The 22,563-nt window shown below is 48.8% G+C and carries 21 protein-coding genes; 11 read left to right on the top strand and 10 right to left on the bottom strand.

Going from position 1 to position 22,563, the window contains the following annotated elements; genetic code table 11:
• Nucleotides 1–126: 126 nt before the first annotated feature.
• The 3 genes from L3D05_RS10460 to L3D05_RS10450 all read left to right on the top strand — a co-directional run bounded on the left by L3D05_RS10460 (nucleotide 127) and on the right by L3D05_RS10450 (nucleotide 3,399).
• Nucleotides 127–1,530, top strand: a complete 1,404-nt coding sequence (locus L3D05_RS10460; protein ID WP_239615996.1) for an ABC transporter substrate-binding protein — start codon at nucleotides 127–129, stop codon at nucleotides 1,528–1,530.
• 79 nt (nucleotides 1,531–1,609) lie between these two features.
• Nucleotides 1,610–2,533: a carbohydrate ABC transporter permease gene (locus L3D05_RS10455; RefSeq protein WP_239615995.1), complete on the top strand. Its 924-nt coding sequence runs from the start codon at nucleotides 1,610–1,612 to the stop codon at nucleotides 2,531–2,533.
• Nucleotides 2,530–3,399, top strand: a complete 870-nt coding sequence (locus L3D05_RS10450) for a carbohydrate ABC transporter permease (protein WP_239615994.1) — start codon at nucleotides 2,530–2,532, stop codon at nucleotides 3,397–3,399. The genes L3D05_RS10455 and L3D05_RS10450 overlap by 4 nt, the downstream gene beginning before the upstream one ends.
• Here L3D05_RS10450 and L3D05_RS10445 read toward each other — a convergent pair.
• The 4 genes from L3D05_RS10445 to L3D05_RS10430 are packed head-to-tail and all read right to left on the bottom strand — an operon-like array spanning nucleotide 3,396 to nucleotide 7,434.
• Nucleotides 3,396–4,484, bottom strand: a complete 1,089-nt coding sequence (locus tag L3D05_RS10445; protein ID WP_239615993.1) for a GerAB/ArcD/ProY family transporter — start codon at nucleotides 4,482–4,484, stop codon at nucleotides 3,396–3,398. The genes L3D05_RS10450 and L3D05_RS10445 overlap by 4 nt on opposite strands.
• A gap of 15 nt (nucleotides 4,485–4,499) precedes the next feature.
• Nucleotides 4,500–4,733: a hypothetical protein gene (locus L3D05_RS10440; RefSeq protein ID WP_239615992.1), complete on the bottom strand. Its 234-nt coding sequence runs from the start codon at nucleotides 4,731–4,733 to the stop codon at nucleotides 4,500–4,502.
• A gap of 5 nt (nucleotides 4,734–4,738) precedes the next feature.
• The gene (locus L3D05_RS10435) at nucleotides 4,739–5,941 is read right to left on the bottom strand and encodes a Ger(x)C family spore germination protein (RefSeq protein WP_239615991.1); all 1,203 of its coding nucleotides are present in this window, start codon (nucleotides 5,939–5,941) and stop codon (nucleotides 4,739–4,741) included.
• A gap of 14 nt (nucleotides 5,942–5,955) precedes the next feature.
• Nucleotides 5,956–7,434: a spore germination protein gene (locus L3D05_RS10430; RefSeq protein ID WP_239615990.1), complete on the bottom strand. Its 1,479-nt coding sequence runs from the start codon at nucleotides 7,432–7,434 to the stop codon at nucleotides 5,956–5,958.
• 178 nt (nucleotides 7,435–7,612) lie between these two features.
• On the opposite strand from L3D05_RS10430, the gene L3D05_RS10425 reads away from it, so the two are divergent.
• The 3 genes from L3D05_RS10425 (at nucleotide 7,613) to trxB (ending at nucleotide 11,116) form a co-directional block, all read left to right on the top strand.
• Nucleotides 7,613–9,097 (top strand): sialate O-acetylesterase, encoded by a 1,485-nt coding sequence (locus tag L3D05_RS10425; protein WP_239615989.1) that lies wholly within the window; start codon nucleotides 7,613–7,615, stop codon nucleotides 9,095–9,097.
• Between the two features lie 47 nt (nucleotides 9,098–9,144).
• Complete coding sequence (locus L3D05_RS10420; protein WP_239615988.1) at nucleotides 9,145–10,095, top strand: phosphotransferase family protein; 951 nt, start codon at nucleotides 9,145–9,147, stop codon at nucleotides 10,093–10,095.
• A gap of 94 nt (nucleotides 10,096–10,189) precedes the next feature.
• A complete protein-coding gene (gene trxB, locus L3D05_RS10415; protein WP_239615987.1) occupies nucleotides 10,190–11,116 on the top strand; it encodes a thioredoxin-disulfide reductase in 927 nt (308 codons plus the stop codon).
• A 58-nt stretch (nucleotides 11,117–11,174) separates the two neighbouring features.
• On the opposite strand, the gene L3D05_RS10410 is transcribed toward trxB, so the two are convergent.
• The gene (locus L3D05_RS10410; protein WP_239615986.1) at nucleotides 11,175–11,330 is read right to left on the bottom strand and encodes a hypothetical protein; all 156 of its coding nucleotides are present in this window, start codon (nucleotides 11,328–11,330) and stop codon (nucleotides 11,175–11,177) included.
• A 261-nt stretch (nucleotides 11,331–11,591) separates the two neighbouring features.
• On the opposite strand from L3D05_RS10410, the gene L3D05_RS10405 reads away from it, so the two are divergent.
• Nucleotides 11,592–12,908 (top strand): phytoene desaturase family protein, encoded by a 1,317-nt coding sequence (locus L3D05_RS10405; protein ID WP_239615985.1) that lies wholly within the window; start codon nucleotides 11,592–11,594, stop codon nucleotides 12,906–12,908.
• Nucleotides 12,909–12,927: 19 nt separating this feature from the next.
• The gene (locus tag L3D05_RS10400; RefSeq protein WP_239615984.1) at nucleotides 12,928–13,854 is read left to right on the top strand and encodes an RNA polymerase sigma-70 factor; all 927 of its coding nucleotides are present in this window, start codon (nucleotides 12,928–12,930) and stop codon (nucleotides 13,852–13,854) included.
• Between the two features lie 32 nt (nucleotides 13,855–13,886).
• Here the strand turns inward: L3D05_RS10400 and L3D05_RS10395 are convergent, their stop codons facing one another.
• The 5 genes from L3D05_RS10395 to L3D05_RS10375 form a co-directional block, all read right to left on the bottom strand.
• Entirely contained in the window at nucleotides 13,887–14,444 is a 558-nt protein-coding gene (locus tag L3D05_RS10395) for a peroxiredoxin (RefSeq protein WP_239616025.1), read from the bottom strand.
• 131 nt (nucleotides 14,445–14,575) lie between these two features.
• Nucleotides 14,576–15,337 carry a winged helix-turn-helix domain-containing protein gene (locus L3D05_RS10390; RefSeq protein WP_239615983.1) on the bottom strand — a complete coding sequence of 254 codons (762 nt, stop codon included), beginning with the start codon at nucleotides 15,335–15,337 and terminating at the stop codon, nucleotides 14,576–14,578.
• Complete coding sequence (locus L3D05_RS10385; RefSeq protein WP_239615982.1) at nucleotides 15,307–15,711, bottom strand: Fur family transcriptional regulator; 405 nt, start codon at nucleotides 15,709–15,711, stop codon at nucleotides 15,307–15,309. The genes L3D05_RS10390 and L3D05_RS10385 overlap by 31 nt, the downstream gene beginning before the upstream one ends.
• Nucleotides 15,712–15,838: 127 nt before the next feature.
• On the bottom strand, nucleotides 15,839–16,753 hold the full coding sequence (locus L3D05_RS10380; RefSeq protein WP_239615981.1) for an ArsR/SmtB family transcription factor: 915 nt from the start codon (nucleotides 16,751–16,753) through the stop codon (nucleotides 15,839–15,841).
• Nucleotides 16,754–16,877: 124 nt separating this feature from the next.
• Entirely contained in the window at nucleotides 16,878–18,929 is a 2,052-nt protein-coding gene (locus L3D05_RS10375) for a methyl-accepting chemotaxis protein (protein WP_239615980.1), read from the bottom strand.
• A gap of 402 nt (nucleotides 18,930–19,331) precedes the next feature.
• Between L3D05_RS10375 and L3D05_RS10370 the strand changes: the two genes are divergently transcribed.
• The 3 genes from L3D05_RS10370 to L3D05_RS10360 all read left to right on the top strand — a co-directional run bounded on the left by L3D05_RS10370 (nucleotide 19,332) and on the right by L3D05_RS10360 (nucleotide 22,553).
• Entirely contained in the window at nucleotides 19,332–20,675 is a 1,344-nt protein-coding gene (locus L3D05_RS10370; RefSeq protein ID WP_239615979.1) for an ABC transporter substrate-binding protein, read from the top strand.
• Nucleotides 20,676–20,768: 93 nt separating this feature from the next.
• Complete coding sequence (locus L3D05_RS10365; RefSeq protein WP_239615978.1) at nucleotides 20,769–21,704, top strand: carbohydrate ABC transporter permease; 936 nt, start codon at nucleotides 20,769–20,771, stop codon at nucleotides 21,702–21,704.
• A 36-nt stretch (nucleotides 21,705–21,740) separates the two neighbouring features.
• Complete coding sequence (locus tag L3D05_RS10360) at nucleotides 21,741–22,553, top strand: carbohydrate ABC transporter permease (RefSeq protein WP_239616024.1); 813 nt, start codon at nucleotides 21,741–21,743, stop codon at nucleotides 22,551–22,553.
• Nucleotides 22,554–22,563 lie beyond the last annotated feature (10 nt).

Raw genomic sequence — 22,563 nt, 5'->3', positions numbered from 1 at the left:
AAGAGCACGAATTATATAAGATGGAGGGTTATGTTGTAACGGACAAAGTCTGAGGGTTTAGGCAGTTATAGGGGTCAAACGGTTAGACATATAAAATCATTCAAATGTTGAAGGGAGAACGGGGCAATGAAAGCAGGAAAGAAACTTGGGGTAGGTCTGATCGCAGCTGCATTGGTATTCGGTGTCATAGGCTGTGGGAACAACAATGAGACAAAAAACACAGCTCCATCGGGAGAGGCTTCAAAATCGCCGGAGAAGACGCCTTCCAAGACGGAGAAGGTCAAGATTACCTACTCGATGTGGGGAACCGCGGAAGAGGGGAAAGTAGTCCAAGAAACAGCGGACAAGTTTAATGCCTCCCAAGACAAAATCGAAGTCGAAGTGCAAGCGATTCCTTACGAGAACTACATGACCAAGCTGAATACGATGGCAACGGCGAGCCAATTGCCGGATGCGGGGATGATGCGGGAGGATGGCGTCGTCCAGTGGTCCTCCGAAGGCATGCTGACTGATGTAAGCGCCATGTACGAAGGAAGCGACAGCAAGCCGCTGGATAGCTTGGCTTACACCTATCAAGGCAAGCCCGTAGCCTATGCGGCTACCAACGAAATCCTCCTCATGTATTACAACAAAGACATGTTCGACAAAGCGGGTGTGCCGTATCCTCCTTCCGCGCTGGATAAAGCATGGACATGGGACGAATTCGTAGCAGCGGCCAAGAAGCTGACGAATGACAAAAATGGTAAACATCCTGGGGAAGACGGCTTTGATTCACAGAGCATCGTTCAGTACGGCGCATCTGTCGAAAATCTGACGTGGCAGTTGGAAGCTTGGACGCTTACCAATGGGGGCGGTTTCTATAACGATGACGGGACAGATGTGAGAATCGGGGAAGACGCCAGCGTCGAAGCGATTCAAAAAGTCGCGGATCTGTACTTGAAAGATCATGTTGCACCGCTGTCCGTCGGACAGACCGATGACGGCATTCAGCGCACCATTATCGCAGGGACGGTCGCCATGGCCACGAACGGCCAGTGGAACGTAGGAACCAGCTTGAATAAGGCCAAGGAAGAAGGGCTGAAATATGGCGTAGCCGTATTGCCTTACATGAAGGATAAGGTTACCCTCAACACGGGCGGCGCTAATGTCGTATTCTCCCAGTCCAAGCATCCGCAAGAAGCGATGGAATGGCTTAAATGGTACACTCAAGAAGAAAACAACTGGGGACTCATCTCGTCGGGCATTTGGATGCCGGTGCTGGATAAGTGGTATAAGGATGAAACTCTCACCCATAAATGGGTCGACAATCCGAACTTCCCTCCGTACGATGAATACAAGTCTGCGGTAGTCGATTATGCGCAATCCTCCGCCGCGAGACCGGCTTCCTGGTTCTTTACGAATCATACGACGGAATTCAATACCTTGCTCGCATCGGTTCTTGGGGATGTTTGGACCGGAAAGACGACCGCCAAGGACGCCATTTCCAAAAATCTCGAAGCTTTGAAAGCAGCTAATAAAGGCGATAAATAACGGTTAGTAAAAAGGAAGGATGACCGCCAAGATCACGCAAGTGGCGGTCATCCTTCAAACATGAGGTGGGGAGCGAGATATGGAAACATTTAATAAACCGCGGCAACGCCGTTCCCGTATTTATTCGAGCGAGGCACGTGTTGCTTATATATGCTTGATTCCTGCCTTTCTCGGACTGATCTTCCTGACTTATTTGCCTCTTCTGGGGGTGCTGGGAATCAGTATGACGAATTGGACAGGGCTAACAAAACCCGAATTCATCGGCCTCCATAATTATATCAAGATATTTACCACTGACCCCTATATTAAAGAATCGATTATAGCGACGATCTACTTCGCCATTTTATCCGTAGTCGGAAGCATGATTTATTCGCTTTTCATCGCGATTCTGTTAAACCGTAAAATTCCGGCAAGAGGTTTCTTCAGAGCTGTATTTTATGTGCCGTTTGTTTTGCCGGCGGCCGCCATTTACGTAGGATGGTCCTGGCTTTACGAGGCGAATTTTGGTTTCTTTAACTATCTCCTCTCCGAGATTGGATTGAATAAAGTTCTCTTTATTGCGGATTCCAGATATGTAGTCCCTTCTCTTTCGTTGATATCGGTATGGCTGGCGGGAAACTTGATCGTTATATTTTTGGCCGGACTTCAGAACGTTCCAGTCGTTTATCATGAAGCGGCTGAAATGGATGGCGCGAATGGATGGAAACGTTTCAGGCATATTACCTTGCCCAGCATTTCGCCGATTATCTTTTACAACTTGTTGATGAGTCTGATTGCCAATCTCCAGGTCGTTACGCCGGCCCTTTCTCTGACCAACGGCGGCCCGGGCAATTCTTCCCGATTCATGACTTATCTGATGTACGATCAGGCTTTTGTCAATTACAAGTTGGGCTATGCCTGTGCGACGACCTTTATTATTTTCGCCATCCTTGCAGGGTTTACTGCTGTATTGTTCAAGACGTCAAATCGATGGATCTTTTCTGAGGGGGGCGACGACAAATGAGCGAAGTAGCATTCGGCAGACTAAAAAGTAAGAAACGCAGTAATCGAACGACGAACATCATAACGCTTGTAGTCGTCGTTTTCTTTGCCTGTCTCGTACTCTTTCCGATCTGGTGGATATTCCGTACGTCTCTTATGACGAATGCCGAGATTTACAAATTTCCGCCATCTCTAATACCGGAAAATTGGCTGTTCTCCAACTATGAAAAAACACTAAAAGTATTCAAATTTTGGAAATATTTATGTAATACGATGGTGATTATCGTTCCATCCTGTTTGGCAGGAACGTTTACGGCCACCTTATGCGGATATGCCTTTGCAAGGTTACGGTTTCGGGGCAAACAGTTGATCTGGGCCCTTTGCATCGGTTCTATGCTTTTGCCTACGATGGTTACGCTCATTCCGCTGTACATCGGGTGGACACGGGGGCTCGGGATTCATGACAGCTATCTGCCATTGATTCTCCCTTATTTCTGCGGCGGCGGCGCTTTTAATATCTTTTTGATCCGACAGTTTATCATGTCCATACCGAGAGAACTCGACCAAGCGGCAACGATCGACGGCGCCGGATACTTACGTATCTTGTTCAGCATTATTATCCCGGCGATCAAGCCTGCCATGATTGTCGTCGCGTTGTTTATTTTCATCGGCCTTTGGAACGATTTGCTCCAACAGATGATTTACATTAATACGAGTGACAAATACACCATAGCGTTGGGGCTTACCAATTTTAGAGGTCAATTAAAGTCAGACTGGTCGCTGACGATGGCGGCAACGTGCCTGTCCTTCGCTCCGGGCGTCATTTTCTACCTGGTTGGTCAAAAGTATTTCGTTGAGGGAATCACGATGACCGGAATAAAAAGTTAGCGAAATCTTATCCTCACGTGATACACGATAATACACAGGAGAGGGAAAAGAAGGGCGTAAGTGAGATCCCAGAAGGGCCAATATTTTATTAATACATTTTGATAGTAGACGATATCGGGCGAGATAGCGTAGGCAAGCCCGAAGATGATAAATCCCGACGGCAAGAGCAGAAACTTCTCGTCCTTGGTATTGAACAACTGGGACATCCCCTTCACGAATGCGAAGCCGTACAAGATCGTTTTGATAAAAATCGACATGATCCAAATAAAAGTCAAAAACGCTTCAACCCGCTCCAAGAAATTGCCGATGCTGATTTTTTTGGCTAAAGCATAAGTAGGATATCTCTGGTGGGCGGTAATGTACGAGCCGAGCACGAGCGTGCAGATTAGAATAACGGCAACGAGCACGATCCCTCCAATGAAGGCAGCAAGCGCATAATCCCTGTTCGCATGTTTCTTGCGGATAACGGACGGAAGCACCATGAGAAAGACAATCAAGTCAGCATAAGGATACGCGATGGTATAGATAGATCCTTTAAGAATCGGCTTGAAGCCGTGAGGGAGGATGGGGAATATTTGCTCCAGCTTGATTTGTGGAGTAAGAAACAACAAAAGGCAGATGAGGAACAGAAAAAAACAAGGAAACAACATCTCGGCAGACCGGGCAATGGTCTCGATTCCACCGCGAATCCCCCAGAGCAGTAATAGGACCAATATCAAATGGATCGCCCAAATAGGCGTCTCGGGCATCATCTGCGTCGTAATGAAATCGCTGATCTCGCGGCTCATGGCGGCCGTATTCATCAAGAAGTAGCACAAGAAGAGAAGGGAAACGACTCCGCCCGCCCACTTTCCGAGTATTTTCCTGTTGAATTCCATGAGAGTGAAGTTGGGAAATAGACGACTTACGTAATAGATAAGTCCTGCGATCAACATGCCGACGAAGACGCCAAACAATCCGCTAATCCAAGCATCCTGCTTGGCGGATTGGGCAATCAGGGCGGGAGAGACGAGAATGGAATCTCCGATAACCGCAAGAATAACGAGTACCCCTATTTGCCTAACGCTGATCTTTTCATTATCCAACCTATACACCCTCATTCAGCCTAAGAGATACGAAAACCACTCGTAGACAGGCTTATATACAACGATAACTATGTTTAACGGGCTCGGTATCCGGCTAACGCGGATCGCGAATATGCTTAGCAGCGTACCGGGGATCAGCAGTACGAAATACAAGAAAATTTCCTTCCGCCACTTTCGGCGAAACAAGGCAGGTAGCTCTAAAGCAGCGACCAAAGCCGACGCGGCCAGTACAACGATCGTCCCAAGCATGAATGTCACCTCTTAATGTCTTTCAAAAAAGTGTTCCCTGTCGTTCCCGACCTGCGGATCAAGCATACACCCGAGTAATTCACTTTCAATCGAACGAATTTTTCCGTCCAACGCTCGGATACTTGATCCCAATATTTCGGATTGGAACGGAAGATGGCTTGCCCGAAGCCGAAAATATCGGTTTTGTAACGGTTTTGAGCGGCTTCTACGGACTTTTCCATGAGCTCGAAGGCGGTATCTTTCATCTGCTCTTCGACTTTCTTGATCGTCACAGGGTTATCTAGGTCGATCTCGCAATTCACCTCCGCTATGTTGGCTTCGGTTTTGATGTGAATGTTGATGCTGGGCTCGCCGTCTTCGACGTGTCCTTTTATTTTGGTATTGTTCCGTAGAACCTCAACGGTAAGCTTGCCTCCGCCCGGGCAGGTCAAACTCGCTGCGGTGCTTTTGACGTTGTTCATAATCAAGTTATATCCTCTGCTCTCTTGTTCGTTCAGCCAACCTATCATCCGGGCTTTATGAAATACCGCTAAGTCGGATAAGACCAATCGAGTTGCGGGTTCAATTTCCTCTACGTTCTTAGGAGTTTCTCCTATTCGGGGGTCGCCTTGGATTTGGACTCCGGTCAGTACCGGATTCAGCCCTTCCGTTACCAATTGGGAGATCAACTGATCGAGGGTGAACGCGGTCGTAGGAGCCCAAGCATGCGAGGAAGCATCCAAGGAGGAATATAATTTGTTGGACGGTATTTTCTCCAGCAAAGTAAGCACTTTAAGCGTGTTTTCGGCGGTGTTGCGGCGGGCGATCATGATATAGAAATCCGTCCTGTTTTCCGCATCGCGGGATAGAAGGTCCAACACCTTGTCGACGCCTTCCCTGGCCAAAGATTCGCCAAGGATAAGCACGCGGATATGCGCTCCGTAAACTTTCCTTGGACTCAGGGTCGTTAACTTCCGGAATGCTTCGAATAGGGTCGGGGCCGTTGCCGCGTACAAAGTTACGGGAGAACGCATGGTTGCGGAGTTATAGCCCGCTGCCACCTGGCCGGGGTTAACGACTTGAACGGATAGCCGATATTGGTTTCCTACTTTATCGATTCCCGTTCCCAATTGAATGGCCAGGGTGTTCAACTCGCGACGGTTCCAGCAGCCCGTAGTCACCATCAGGAGCAATAGACCGCACAACAGACCAATACCGATCTTCTTCATGGAGAGTCGGCTCCTCATTGATCAGGTTTTTGCCTGATTTTATTTTTGTCGCCGATCAGTGCGGGTCTAGTCTTCATTCGGGGCCATGGATAACGGAAGAGCGTATCCTTCTGGTCTTGGGAAATAAAAGGCGCCAGAGGAGTCATGTAAGGGACTCCGAACGAACGAAGCTTACACAGGTGAAACAACAATCCGAGTATTCCTGCGAAAATACCGAAGATGCCTAACGAAGCCGCAAGACCCATAAAGAGGAATCGTAGCATCCGAACGGAGATCGACATGCTGCCTGAAGGCATTACGTAGCTGGAGATGGCGGTAATCGATACGATGATAACCATGACCGCGGAAATAATGCCTGCTTGAACGGCCGCTTGGCCGATGACGAGCGTTCCTACGATCGATACGGCTTGTCCGACGGTCCGCGGCATGCGAATACCGGCTTCGCGCAATATCTCATAGGTAATCTCCATCAGAAGAGCCTCGATGAAAGCGGGAAACGGTACGCCCTCCCTCTGGGCTGCGAGATTGATAAGCAGGTTCGTAGGCAACATTTCTTGATGGAAGGTCGTCACCGCTATATAGAGAGAAGGGGCAAATAGCGTGATGAAGAAGGAAATGTACCGTAACAAACGAATTAGCGTACTGATATCGAATCGTTGCGCATAGTCTTCGGGCGATTGAAAAAAATGGATGAACAGAGCGGGGACCAACAACACGAACGGGGTCCCGTCGACGAGGATGGCCACTTTTCCTTCCAGCAATCCGGCCGCGATAACATCCGGGCGTTCGCTATTGTACACGGTTGGAAATGGAGTATAGGTACGATCTTGGATGAATTCTTCGATATATCCGCTTTCCAGAATCCCGTCGATCTGAATACGATCCAACCGCCGGCGCACCTCGTCTACGACTTTGTCGCTTGCGATCGAGGAGATATACATTAAGGCGACTTTCGTTCGGGTTACGGTGCCGATACGCCTTGCGTCAACCCAGAGATTGGGATCCTTGATCTTGCGTCTAATCAGTGCCACGTTCCTCTGAAAATTTTCCGTGAAAGCTTCCATAGGGCCGCGAACAACCGTTTGGGTAAGCGGTTCGGTTACGCTTCTCTCTTCCACGCCGGATACGTTGATCCTTAGACTTTCTGTGTAGCCGGGCACGAGAATCACGGATTGGCCGGACAAGAGATTCGTTAACTGGGCATCCCTATCCTGCACGATTTCGATCTCGCCAGCGCATAAAACTTCTTCCGACAGGAACGTTAACGTATCGCGCCGCGACTGTAACAATGGGGAAATCTCAATGTTTCGCAGGGAGATCAGAGGCTGGATAATAAAGTCATGAAGAGATTCGGAATTCACGAGCCCGTCCATGTAAAGGACCGCCACCTGCAGATCGTCATTCAGCTTGATATACCTAATGATAAGATCAGGGCTGTTCCCCAAGGCCTTCTGGAAAAAATCGACGGATTTACGAAGTTGTACGGAATCCAATACTTATCAACCCCGATTCGTTGATTAAGGAAAATGATGGTGGAGGAGCGGTTTACCTATTATGTTCAACGGACAGTCGCTTATGCATTGATGCGCATTCATGGTATAGACAGAAAAGCGCTTTTATGAGATATAAGAAGAATGTAGTAAGAACAAACCGTTAAGGTGGTTTAAGCGGATGAGCCGGACAATAAAAGTGAATGCGATGTTCTCGGACCATATGGTGTTGCAAAGAGATAGCATAGTTCCGATATGGGGGGAAGGTAGAGACGGGGAATCGGTAACGGTAACTTGCCGGGGGTGCCGCGCGGAGACTGCGATCAAGGACGGGATCTGGAAAGCGGAGTTACATACGTTGGAGGCTGGCGGTCCCTATGAGCTGACAATTCAATCCGGCGATGAATCGGTCGTATTCCGCGACGTGTTGTTCGGGGATGTGTGGCTGGCTGGCGGCCAGTCGAACATGGAGTGGAGATTGAAGGATTCAAAGGGTGGCCAGGAAGAGAGCGCGCAGGCGTCGTTCGCGAATATTCGTTACTATGAGGTTCCGAGAGTTTCATATGACGATGGACTGGAACATCTTGCGGATTGGAAAACGTGTTCCAATGACCAGGCAGGTGAAATGTCGGCGGTCGCCTATTATTATGCGAAGGAGCTTGCGGGTACCTTGAATGTCCCCATCGGCATCATCGGCTGTAATTGGGGTGGGACATCGGCCTCCTGCTGGATTCCGAAGGAGGCGCTCGCCGGTGACGAGGAGCTTAGCGCTTATGTCGAGGAGTTCCAAACGACGTTAGATAGAGTAAGCCCAGAGGAGCGAGCCCTAGAGGAGAAGCAATATCTCCAAGCGGTAGAAGAGTTCAACCGCAGGCAATCGGCGGGGGCGATAGGCGAAGAGCTAGGGGATTATCCATGGCCGCCTCCGGTAAGCGAACGAAGCTTCCTCAGGCCGAATGGAATCTATTATACGATGCTTCGCAAGGCTGTTCCTTACGGCTTGAAGGGTTTTATTTATTACCAAGGGGAGAGCGACGATCATAAGCCGGTATTGTACTCCAAGCTATTAGGCGCATTGATTCGAACTTGGAGAAGCGATTGGGGAAATTCGGAGCTGCCGTTCTTATTCGTACAGCTGCCGGGATATGCGCAAGACGGCAAACCGCAAGGGGAGCAATGGCCGCTTCTAAGGGAATCCCAACTGATCGTCGCGGAGAGCGTTCCGCATACGGCAATGGCCGTAGTTTTGGATTGCGGGGAAGAGAACGATATCCACCCCCTGGATAAAAAGCCTGTAGGGGAGCGGTTGGCGTTAGTAGCTTTGCGTTCCGTATATGGGCGAGATGTGACGAGTTCAGGTCCCGTATACAGGGGGATAGGAGTCGCAGGCAGGAGGCTTACGCTTGCGTTCGACAGTTGCGCGGACGGGCTTGCTGCGTCTAATGGCGGTGAAATCGTCGGTTTCGAGGTTGCGGGGGAAGGCGGTATATATGTACCTGCTTCGGCATCGATCATCGGCGAGGATGAAGTCCAGGTTTGGAGCGAATCCGTCCAAGCACCGATTCATGCGCGGTATGCATGGGCCAACTATCCGGAAGCAAATCTGGTGAATAGCGCCGGGTTGCCCGCAGGTCCATTTCGATCCGTTAGATCAGGCCGGGAGTAAGATGGCGTTGTAATACGTTTTGTATCCGAAGGGGGATGCGGGTCGAAGTGGAAGGTGCCTATAAATCGAAGTTGAATGAAAGTCAGCTTAACCAGGTCATTCGTAACGTTATGAATAGCTCAATCCGTTCCTATTCCGAGCTATCGGATGGCTGGGCGAACAGCGCCTATTCGATCGAGCTTGAAGACGGCAGGAAGGTCGTGTTGAAGGCGCGTCCTCCGGAGGGCATCCGATTCATGCGCTGCGAAGTCGATCTGATGAAGACGGAAGTCCACGCGATGCGGCAATTATCGTCGAGCGGGGAGCTGCCTATTCCGCGTATCTACGCCTATGATCAGTCGCTTGAACTGCTTCCGGTCGAATACTTCATTATGGAACATTTGGAGGGCAGACCCTACAATCAGGTCAAACTTGATTTGTCGGAGGAGCAAAGGGAAGAAATCTATCTTCAGATCGGCAAGTTGAATCGCCTGATCAATGAAGTCCAAGGATCGGGATTCGGCTTCTATTCTCAGCCTTCCTTCCGGTCCTGGCGCGATGCGTTTGCCGAGATGATCTTCGGTGTCGTTGCGGACGGGAAAGACGCGGGGGTAACGATGCCGATCGCTTATGAAGAGCTGGAAAAGCTGATCGAGAAACAATTGGATTGCTTGAACGATGTCGTCGAGCCTAGATTACTCCATTGGGATCTGTGGGACGGCAATGTATTCGTCAAGGATGGCCAAGTAACGGGCATTATCGATTTCGAACGAGCGCTATGGGGAGATCCGTTAATGGAGCACTATTTCAGCCACTTCCATTCGTCGGAAGCGTTCAGGCAAGGTTACGGGTTGTCGGCAAAGGAGTCTTCGCAGCTCTCTAGAATAAAGCTGTACGATCTTTATCTAGATCTCATTCTTTACGTGGAATGCACTTATCGCAAATACGAGGACGAGCATCATGTGAACTGGACCTATGACAACCTCGTGCAAGGCTTGGCGCGATTCCAATCTTCATGAAATCTTCATTTAACGTTCATCATACCTTCATGCAGGTTACCTGCGTGAATGGTATGATTTTTTTATAACAGAACTTATAAGGAAGTGGACGATCATGCATAAAACAATCATAATCGGAACTGGACCAGCAGGATTAACGGCAGCAATATACTTGGCGCGTGCAAACTTGAATCCGTTAGTGATCGAAGGGCCTGAACCGGGCGGCCAATTGACGACGACAACGGAAGTAGAGAACTTCCCGGGATTCCCTGAGGGCATTATGGGACCTGAGTTGATGGCAAACATGCGTAAGCAGGCAGAGAGATTCGGAGCGGAGTTCCGTTCCGGTTGGGTCAATAGCGTGGACATGTCGAAACGCCCTTTTACTTTGTCAGTGGAAGGCATGGGTGAATTAACGGCGGAGACTCTCATTATCTCTACCGGGGCATCGGCGAAATATTTAGGCATTCCGGGAGAAAAGGACAACGTTGGACGGGGCGTAAGCACTTGCGCGACTTGCGATGGTTTCTTCTTCCGCAACAAAAAAATTATCGTCGTAGGCGGAGGGGATTCCGCGATGGAAGAGGCGCATTTCCTTACTCGGTTCGCGTCCGAAGTCGTATTGGTCAACCGCCGCAATGAGCTTCGCGCTTCGAAAATCATGCAGGATCGCGCCCGCAGCAATCCTAAAATCACTTGGAGCCTGAACCGCACGCCTCTTGAAGTCGAAAGCGGACCGATGGGGGTAACGGGACTTAAGGTTAAAAATAACGAGACGGGCTTGGAAGAGACAATCGCGACGGACGGAATTTTCATCGCGATCGGCCATACGCCGAATACGAAGTTTTTGGACGGGCAGTTGAATACGGATGAAACGGGATATTTGCTCGTGAATCCGGGGTCGACCGAAACGAACGTTCCCGGCGTATTCGCTTGCGGCGACGTGCAGGACAACAAGTACCGCCAAGCGATCAGCGCAGCCGGAACCGGCTGTATGGCGGCTCTCGATTGCGAAAGATTTTTGGAAAACTCCGAGCACTAAACGCTATTAAAGCCTAATACAAGGACCATCAGGATATTCTGATGGTCCTTGTCCGCGTTTAATGATCCGGTTCCTCCGCTACTTCGCAAGCTTGCTCGAAGGCGGCTTCATATTCCTCTTCGTTATCCTCGGCCAGCTTGCTTCCGAATTGACCAAGCTGGCTAGGGCTACTAGCCGGTCCGTCATTATCGGGTTTGTTATTTCGTCCCGCCAATGAAATCCCCACCTTAAGTTTTAATTTTTACCGCCGTTGTTGCCCTTCTTATCGGACGTTCTGGTCGTCGTATTTTTATTTGCGTGGCCTTGCTGCTTGGACATGGTTAGCCCCCCTTTGAATACCGAATGGGCTTACTTTGCGCTCAAACTCGAATATTGATTCCTTGATTCCCGCTTATCATTTTTTTCGTCTTAGATGTCACAAAACTACCTCCTCCAACGACTTATGTTCAGAACGAATTCATGGAGGGCTAAAACGATGAAAAAGGTTGACGTGGCGATCATTGGCGGAGGGTTAGCGGGACTTATTGCAGCTATTGAACTTGCGAAAGCGGGTAAATCCATATTACTGCTGGAAAAATCGGGCAATCTCGGCGGCAGAGCGATGACGGTTAACAAGAACGGAGCGTTGTTCAATCTGGGAGGGCATGCGCTATATGTTGGGGGAGAAGCTAATCGTATTTTCGAGCAATACGGATTAAAGCTGACGGGCAGTAAACCGTCAACCAAGGGTCTGGCCATATGGGATAATAAATTGTCGCCCTTGCCGGGAGATCCGAAAGGTTTGCTGTCTTCCAAACTGCTTGGCTGGCCGGGTAAGGCGAAGTTGATGTCTACGTTGGTAAAGTTGATGAGAGCGGACCCCGCAACCATGTCGAATATCAGTTTAAGGAAATGGGCGGAATCCGAGATCGGAGACCCGATGGTCCGTCACATCTTCTATGCTTTATGCCGGACGGCTACGTATACGACGGATCCCGACTACCAAGCTGCGGGACCGGTATTAAAGCAGGTGAGGAGCTCGCTTAAATCGGGCGTCAAATATTTGGATGGAGGCTGGCAATCCATCGTCGATCAGCTTCAGGAGATGGCCATCACTTTGGGAGTCGATATTCAACAGGGCAAATCCGCCGTCGAGATTAAGCACGATCATGGTAAGGTTCAAGGCGTAGTCTGCTCTGACGGTGACACTATCTTAATTACAAGCGTCATCAGCACAGCCCCGCCAGCGGCGACTTTCTTGATGGTTAAGGGGGCAGAAAATACCGTGCTGCGAAGGTGGAAGGACGAGGCCAGACCTTCGACTGTGGCAAGCTTGGATTTAGCTTTGAAACGCTTACCCGTTGCGAATAGCCATTTCGCCATCGGTCTGGACCAGCCGGTGTTTTTCTCCGATCATTCCAGAGCTGCGAGATTGAGCGATAATGGTACAATAGTGGTGCATTTGACTAAGTATAACGGGCCGGGACAGTACGATGCGAAGGCGGACGAGAGCTTGCTCGAGCAGACGATGAGCCTTCTGCATCCGGGATGGGAGCGGGAGGTCGTATCCCGCCAATATTTGCCTAACATTTCCGTCGTGCATGATTACCCGCATTTGGGACGAACGAAAGGCGAAGTAGGCCCGGAAGTTCCGGAAATCCAAGGATTGTATGTCTCAGGCGATTGGGCAAGCCACGGGGAGATGCTTGCCGATGCTGCTGTCGCTAGTGCTGTCAGGGCTGCGGGCTCTATCGTAAAAGCAACCAGCGGCGCGAACAATCGGACAACGATGGAAGGTGCTCTAGCGCATTAATCCGAAGGGAGAGGGTCTTTTGGAATCCAACAAGTCCGAACTAGACTATCAAGCGTACAAACCGCTAATGTTCTCTATTGCATACAGGATGCTGGGCAGCGTAATGGATGCTGAAGATATCGTTCAGGAAGCCTTTCTGGCATGGAACGAGGGTAAGCCTGGGCAGGTTCAGAACGCAAAAGCTTATTTATGTAAAATGGTAACGAATCGCTGCATCGATAATATTCGTTCTGCCAGTAAGCTGAGGGAGGCTTATGTGGGACCTTGGCTTCCATCTCCGTTAATCATGGATGCTTCGGAGGGGCTCGACGGTCCGGCCGCAACTTATTTGCATAAGGAATCCCTCTCCACCGCGTATTTATTGTTATTACAGCAATTGACTTGGATCGAGCGGGCCGTATTCGTCTTGCGGGAGGTTCTACAATACGACTACGACGAGATTGCCGACATCGTGGGTAAGAATAGCACCAATTGCCGACAAATCTTTCATCGCGCCAAAGGAGCCGTATCCGGGTTTTCTAGCATGACCGATGCGGCGCCGCCCAAATCGGAATCCCTCAGACAGAGGATAGAGCTGTTCGTTCAGGCGCTGACTACTGGTAATACAGGGCAGCTTGTGAACATCCTGAAGGCGGATGCCAGACTGTATTCCGATGGCGGCGGTAAAGTGACGGCGGCTATTCGTCCGATTCTGGGAGCAGAGAGAATATCTTCGTTCTTGTTGGGACTTCTAAGCAAAGTTTCGCCTGATTTTTCCTACCGGATTACCTCGGTCAACGGTCAACCGGGTATCGTCACTTATGTCGGAGAGAAGCCGGAGGCAGTTATGTCTTTCCGATTGGAGGAAGAAGCCATTACCGATATTTATATCGTGATTAATCCAGATAAACTGCTTCACCTACCTGATTTGTTGATAAACAAATATGAAAAGGGATCGTCCTCTTGATGAGAACGATCCCTTTTTTTCAATCCCATCTTCTATCCCAATGTTTTGTCGCCTTTTCTCCAGTTGATCGGGCACAATCCGCCGGATTGCAGCGCTTCGAGGATGCGGATCGTCTCTTCGACGCTGCGGCCGACGTTCATGTCCGTGACGACTTGATAGCGAATGATGCCTTCGGGATCGATGATGAACAATCCTCGATGAGCGGCGCCGGTTTTCTCGTCGAGCACGCCATAAGCGCGCGAAGTTTCTTTGGTGAAGTCGGATACCATCGGATAGCGGATCGCTCCGATTCCGCCTTGGTCGCGAGGGGTGTTCATCCATGCTTTATGCGTATAGACGCTATCTACCGAAGCTCCGATAATGTCGCATTTGAGATCCCGGAACGTACCGACCGACTCGTTGAATGCCATGATTTCCGTCGGGCAGACGGTCGTGAAGTCATAAGGCCAGAAGAACAGCATGACCCAACGTCCCCGGTATTCCTCGAGGCTTAGATTTTCGGACAACGTGTCCAAATTTTTGGTCGAGGGGAGATTAAACGAAGGGGCAAGTTCCCCGATTTTTGCGGTTTTTGTAATGGCTTCTGTCATCATGCATTCCACTCCTTATTTTTTATAATTAAACTAAATCTAACTATTGGCCATGAAAAAATCATACCCCATTACAGCTTGCGCTGCATGAAGGTATGATTAAGGTTTCATGAAGATCTCATGAACGGCATTTAGGAGTCGGCGAGACGATATCCGGCACCTCTAACGGTGGCAATGTAACGGGGCTCCTTCGGATCGTCCTCCAGCTTGTTTCGTAAGCTGCGGATATGAACGTCGACGGCGTTACTGCCACCGAAATACTGTTCTCCCCATACTTCGTTCATTAACTCTTGTCGGGATAGTACCTTTCCATCCGCCGCGATAAGCGTTCGAAGAAGGTCATACTCCGTTTTCGTCAAGTCGACCTTCAAGCCATTCCGGGTAACGGTCATGCGGTCGGGATCAAGGATAATGTCTTTGAACACATAGTTACGCGATTCTTCGACGGGTACGGTTTGCTTCAGTGACAGTTGTTGAATCTTCGCGATCACTTCCTCGATCGGACCGGGCCATTGAACGGTTTCCTCCCCAGGGAGAAGCGCGGAGTTCGTTCCGTTCACGAGAGCGAGAACGGGAGATCCTCCATCGCTCGGCCAAGCGGTTGCGGCCGTTGAAGGGGGCTGCGACGTACGATCCACGACGATAATGTTTCCTTGCACCATGTTAAGAAGCGGGTCGTCGGCATGATGAAGCAGAAGGACGTCGAAGCATTTGTCGGCAAGCTCCGCAACTAAAGAGCGTAGAGTAGCAGGACGTGGGCTAATGATCAGAATCCGGTTCGTGATTTCGCAATAGCCCTGGGCATCGGGTTGTATAGGCGAGATCAGGCTATCGTTTAAGACGGCGATGTCTGAAGACCCGTTTAATGGCTGGATTTGTTCGCGCTCTTGCATCCCTCGCACACTCCTTTGAACAAAATCTTCTCTTCGGTGATATCGTAACCGGTCTGCTCGGAGACGGAACTGAGCCATGCGGCCGGAAGTTCGGCGAATACTTCGTCGACTTTACCGCAGGAAATACAGACGACGTGTTGGTGGTTTTCGGTCCGCGCATCGTAACGGCTGGCATCGCCATGCAGCTTAAGCTCATGGATGAGACCTTCCTCGGTTAAATATTTCAGCGTGTTATACACGGTGGCGTAGGCGAAATGGTGTCCGTCGGCCTTAAGCCTCTCGATAATGTCGGAGGCGGTAGGGTGATCGTGGGTTGCGGTAAGTAAATCGTATATGGTTTTGCGCTGTACGGTCATCGCGCCCGCTTTTCTCATCGCAATCATTCCTTTAATTTAGAATTAGTTTAAGTTTAACCAATGTAAGGCTTGCCGTCAATGCGGATACGCAAAACCGCCCCGACAGCGCAAAGACTGTCGAAGGCGGCTCGTTACGAAGAGATCGTTATTGAAGATCTCGATATAATACCCGGATCAGAATATCTTGATTATAATTTCCGAAATGTTTGCCGAATACGGTTAAGCCTCTTTTGTTTTTCGACTTTTCCTCGACGGCCATCTTGAAGCGAATATCACTTTTGTAGTTCAAGGCGATCTGAGACATGGTCACGTCGGATATTCGGCAACCGTCGATGAAGCTTCCTTCGCCGTTAATCCGGATCAGCTTCAGCATTCCGTATTGATTAAGATGAGGAGGCCACCAATCGGGGTTGAAGGCTCCTTTCGTATCGCCGAAGTCGCCCGGGCTCGTCCAGGAGCCGATCTCGATATCGTTGACGTAGAAGTAGATGTCGGACGGCCAATTATCGGCGAAACCCGGTGCTTCCGAGCCGAGCTCCAAGGAGAATTGAAGCTCCTGAAACTCTTGGTTAGGCTTCAAATAGTTAGGAATGCGATATTCCAAATAACCTTCCGATAACCAGATGATCTCGGCATCCACTCTTTGCGGATCGGCGAAATAACGAGGATCGTCGAAATCTCCGATAATGCTGTCCTTGGTCGCCAACCCGCATGTCGGAACGGCATGATAATTACTGTAATGTCCGGTTTTCAATTCTACTTCGTACAGATTGCCGACTTCTTTCGTTCGTAGCTCTACCATGAGTTTCTCTTCATTGAGGTAACACATTTTCTGCAAACCGTGCTTGCCGACGACGGTGTTGATCTCGATCAAACCGCTTTCTTCAAGCTTCTTAATGTGCATGGTTATGGCGCCGTTGGTCAATTCTAATTTCGTAGCCAGATCGTTAAGATTCAGCGTCTGGTGTTCGGCGAGCAACTCGAGAATCTGAATTCGGATTTCCGAACTTAGAGCTTTGAAAATATTAAGACCGGACCGGAGCTCTTTAATATGAATCATTTCCGCAAGTCCTTTCCGAAATGAAAGTTCGATTTATGTACAGCTTACCATAAAGGATTTATTTATTATACATAAACCTAAAACATTATAAATGATTGTTCAACATCTGACGACAATAGGCTCCTTAATGTCTTGTGAATCTCTGTAGAATGAGGTTTAATTGTTGGGATAACTCGTTAAGCTGCTTAGCATAGTTGACCGTTTCGTTGCTTGCCTCCGTTTGGCTCTGCGTCATGGAGGCCGCATGGGACGAGGCGGCGAGCGATTGATCCGCGACTTTGCTCACGATATGCATGGATTTAGCCAAGAGCTGTTGCGCATTCTTGAACTCGTTAAGAGATTCTGTCGTTCTGTAAAGCTCGTCCATGAAAAGCTCCATATCCTTGTTTACGTCATCGAATATATGATTGGTCTGATGTACGGAATCGTTTTGGCTTTTGAACAACAACAGGGCGCTCCGCTGTTCTTCGACGATTTCGGACGCGCTCGTTTGTATGACGTCAAGCGTATCGGCAACGTTTTCGATCGACTGTTTGGATTGTTCCGCAAGCTTGCGTATTTCGTCCGCTACAACCATGAACCCTTTGCCGGCGTTGCCGGCGCGAGAAGCTTCGATCGTTGCGTTGAGCGATAAAATGTTCGTCTGGTTCGTAATTTGGTGCAGTACATCCAGAATGTTCTGAATGGATTTGGCGTGTTGTTGAAACTCGGCCATTTTAATACTCATAGAGCGATTAATAAATTCGGATCGGTCCGTCTGCTTTCTCAGGTCATCCAATATCGCTATCCCTCTGTCGCTAGATTGCTTGACGTGGGATGCCGAGCTAACCAATGTGGAATTGGCTTCGGCGAATTGTTGCAGCTTACTGCCGAATTGTACGGTAAAAGCGCTAACGTTATCGGATTCGGCCGATAGCTCAACTGTGCCCGCGGCGATCTCCTGCGAGGCAGCGGCAATCTCTTTGGCCGAGTTGTGGGTCGTTTCGGATAAGCTAAGCAGCTTGCTTCCGGCGTGAAGAACCTTTGAGACGGAAGCGTCGGTTTCCTGGACTAATACGTTCATGTTTTCCATCATCTGATCGAAGGAGAGGCCGAGTTGACCGATTTCATCCTTTCGCTTAAAGCGGGATCGAACGCTTAATTTGCCGTTGGCGCCTTCCAGCATAAGCCTTTTCATTGCGGACAAGGGCCGACTGATCATGCGGGTAACGAAGTAACCGATAAGGAGTGCGGCAATAAGGGAAAAGCCCGACATGATAAGCGTGAAGTTCAAAATCTTGGCGGCGTCCTTCACGATTCGTTCGACCGGAATTTCTTGAACGACGGACCAGCCCGTGACGGGGGACAAATAAGCCGCGGTCAGATGGTCATCGGAATAATAGGATTGTTTGCCTGTATCCATGTATTCTTCCGTCTTCTCAAGCGGATAGGGAGCACCCAGTTGATCGGTCGTGCGATCATATATCGTCGTTCCGTCTGCTCCGAGCACATACGCTTTGCCATAGCTTTGGAGTTCGATTAGTTGATCGTGCAAGCTGTCGGAATCGATCTCGATGAAAATAATGCCGAGCTCCTTAGCGGATTGAAGGCCTGTATACGCCCTGGCCATGGCAAAACTGTTCTTATAAGAATTGCTCGTGTGGGAATAACCGTCTTTAATGACCGGCAACCATGTAGGCTTGGCTCCATTATGGATGACCGTTTCGAACCACGGATTTTCCTTTAAGTCGGAAGGGCCGTTAAACATTCGCTCCGTTACTTTCAAATCCGATCCGTTAGGCTCTAGAATATGGATGGCCACGACGGAGGGGACGGTGTTGGATAATCCGTTCAGAAGCTCCCGAAGCTTGAGGTTCAGCTCTCGATAGGCAAGGGAATTGGCATCCGCCTTCTGCATTTTCAGAAGATTGTTCTCGATGTCGCGATTGGTCATGACTTGCCGGGATAAACTTTCGTATACGTTAAAATAATAATCGAGTTTTTGCCCCAATTGGACGACGGTTTGAACGGAGTTTTGCTCCATTTGGTCTTGAAGCAAAGTTTTAGAAGAATAGTAAGACGACAAACCGACGGATAAAGTGAAAATCAATATACTTGCGAACAAAGAAATAAATAATCTTGCGCTTAGCGTGGGTTTGAAGAGCTCTTTGATTCGAAACGGATAGGATTTAGTCATAGGGAACGTCCTTTGCCTGAGGTTAAAAGCTTATGGTTTTTAGTATTGTCTAAACTATATGATTATTATATGTAATTATAAAACATAACCGCACATTTGTTGTCAACACCAAAAAGAAATCGCTTACATAAAAAGTGGTTCAGTGAATAGCAGATTAGAATTTGATGCTTATAGGTTGTAAAAAACCTTGTATTATAGCCGTTGGTTGGGGATTTCCTAGCAGTCTCCAGTTGATTGAACGACCGCTTGAACTATGGTTCATACTATTCTAAATAAAATAGCGGTAAACGCATACAAATTTGCTGTTGACAACAAAAGGGAAGACGAATTATCATTAACTCATAAATTGTTTTATAAAAACCTAAAACGATTTATAAATCACATCATAACGGGGGAAACAAAATGCGTAAGTCTTGGTTTACGGTTGTAGCTCTAATGCTGTCAGTAATGTTAGCGCTTACGGCGTGTAGCGGTGGAAACAACAAAGAACCGGCGGCAAGCAAGCCAGCAGCGAGCGGGGCGGCTAGCGAAGCACCGAAAAGCGATGGAAAACCGACTAAAATCGTATTTTGGACGTTCCAAGAATTGCATCAAAAATATTATGAAGATATGGCGAAAAAATGGAACGAGAAGAACCCGGACAAACAAATCGAATTCGAAGGCAGCACTTTCCCATATGACGACATGCACAACAAATTGCTCGTTGCTCTTCAGACGGGCGTAGGCGCGCCGGATATGGCCGACATTGAAATCAGTAAATTCGCGAACTACTTAAAAGGTACTCCGCAGCTTGCGCCGCTGAACGATATCGTTGAGCCGGAGTTGAACAACCTGGTTAAATCCCGTTTCGACATCTATGCGAAAGACGGACAATACTACGGAATCGACTACCACGTAGGCGCATCAGTTATTTACTACAACAAAGAAATTCTCGATAAAGCCGGCGTAAATCCGGATGATATCAAAACTTGGGACGACTACAAAGCGGCCGGTAAAACCGTGCTTGAGAAAACGGGCGTTCCGATGACGACTTTGGAAACGACTGAGCAATGGTCCTTATGGCCTCTGATCGCTCAGCAAGATGGCGATTTCTTGGGCGCGGACGGCAGCGTAACGCTCGATAGCGACGTAAACATCAAAACCGTGCAATACATGCAAGACCTCATAAAAGAGAAAATCGCTATCGGCACTCCGGGCGGTTTCCACCACTCCGAAGAATATTGGGCATTCATGAACAAAGGCGGCGCGGCTTCCATCTGGATGCCGATGTGGTACATGGGCCGTTTTGTAGACAATATGCCTGATTTGAAAGGCAAAATGGTCATTAAACCGATGCCGGCTTGGACGGAAGGCGGAGCGCGTTCCGCAGGTATGGGCGGTACGGGTACGGTTGTTACTCAACAATCCAAAGTACAAGAGATTACGAAACAATTCCTTGCTTACGCGAAATTATCTAAAGAAGGAAACATCGAGATCTGGAAACAGCTTGGCTTCGATCCGATTCGATCCGAAGTTTGGGAAGCTCCTGAGCTTAAAGAAGCGAACAAATTCACGGACTACTTCGGTACCGATATCTTTACGATGCTGTCCGGAGTGAAAAACGAGATCAAGCCAGTTAACATCGGCGAGAAAACGCCTGCGATTATCGACGCGGTGAAGCGTTCGGTCATGTTCCGTACCCTGAATGACATGGAAGATCCGGCGAAAGTGCTTAAAGAAGTAGCGGAAGAAGTAAGAGCGCAATAAGGGAATCCTAATTGAAATCGCAACAAACAATCACTAGCCGCGTTGGCATCGGTCCAGCCTGGCTAGTGGTTCTTTCCAAGAAGGGGGATTAACGTGGTGAGCAAACCGTCCAGCACCGCGACCGCGAAAGCGCCAGCACCGAGAAAAACCGGCTTCCTGTACAACCAACGTTATGCACCATACGTATTCACGCTGCCGTTTGTCCTTACGTTTCTGATTTTCTTCACTTACCCGGTCATTTCTACGATCCAGATGAGCTTTCAAGAGGTTCTGCCGGGCGCCACGAAATATATCGGATTCAAAAACTATGAAAATCTTTTCAACAAGCACTACTACCGTGCGATTTACAACAGTTTGATATACACGGCACTGACGCTAGTCGTACTTATTCCGCTTCCTTTATTGTTCGCGGTTATGCTTAATTCGAATAAGTTGCCGTTCAAAAACTTTTTCCGTTCGACGTTCTTTATCCCTGCGCTCGTATCGATCGTAGTCGCAGGTACGATATTCCGTTTAATGCTCGGTCAATCCGAAGGCGCGATCGTGAACCAAATTATCGGCTTATTCGGTTTTGAACCCCAGAAGTGGCTGGCGGATGCGCGCCTAGGAATGATCGCTCTCGTATTGATGGCAACTTGGCGTTGGCTCGGAGTGAACATTATTTATTTTCTCTCGGGGCTGCAAAGCATTCCGCACGATATTTACGAGTCGGCTTCGATCGACGGCGCCACGACTTGGCAAAGGTTTATGAAAATTACGGTGCCGTTACTTAAACCGGTAACCATTTACGTGCTGACCATCAGCATATTCGGCGGTTTGTCGATGTTTATCGAGAGCTTCATGCTGTGGAGTGGGAATCGCTCGCCTAAGGATATGGGACTCACGATGGTCGGCTATATTTATCAACAAGGTTTCGAACAGAACAATATGGGCTTAGGATCGGCGATCGGTTTGTCCCTGCTGGGATTCACCCTCGTGCTGAACTTGATTCAGCTTAAAGTATTCGGGCTCTTCAAGAAGGAGGACTGACCGGTGAAAGAAAAAGTAAAAATCACCCCTTCTTCGATGTTGATGCTCCTGTTGTTTATAGCCGTTACGGTGCTAATGCTTACGCCTTTCTACGCGATCATCGTAGCTTCCTTCAAACCGGCTAAGCTGGCGATTAGCTCGGGCTTGGGTTATAAGATCGATTGGGAAATCTTCACCTTCGAGAACTATAAATCCCTGTTCAACGAATCCGCGGATAAGTACTTCATGTGGTTCAAGAACAGTATCGTCATTACCGTTCTTGCGACGGTTTTATCTTTATTTTTGTCTGCCTTCGTCGGATACGGACTTGCGATGTATGACTTCAAGCTCAAGAACGTTATCTTCGTGGCCATCCTGCTCGTTATGATGGTACCGATGGAAATCATTATGCTCCCGCTTTACAAGTTGATGATCAGCTTCAAGATGATCAATACGGTTTGGGGGGTCATCATTCCCTTTGCCGTAGCGCCGCTTCCGACTTTCTTCTTCCGGCAATATGCCAGCGGGCTGCCAAAAGATTTCATGGACGCGGGACGAATCGACGGTTGTACGGAATACGGCATGTTTTTCCGCATTTTTATTCCTTTAATGGTTCCGGCGTTCGGAGCCATGGTCATTCTTATCGCGCTTAGTAACTGGAACAACTTCTTGTGGCCGCTGCTTATTCTCAGGACGAACGATATGCTGACCATCCCGATCGGTCTCAGTACCCTACTGACTCCTTACGGAAATAATTATCAAATGCTGATAGCCGGCTCTGTGATGGCAATCTTGCCGATTTTGCTGCTGTTCGTATTTTTCCAAAGATACTTTATTTCCGGTCTGACGGTTGGCGGAGTTAAGGGATAACAGAAACGGA

This window comes from Cohnella mopanensis (assembly GCF_022352055.1).
In the GTDB taxonomy this organism is placed as follows: Bacteria; Bacillota; Bacilli; order Paenibacillales; family Paenibacillaceae; genus Cohnella; species Cohnella mopanensis.
This window is presented reverse-complemented; position numbering and strand designations above follow the sequence as displayed.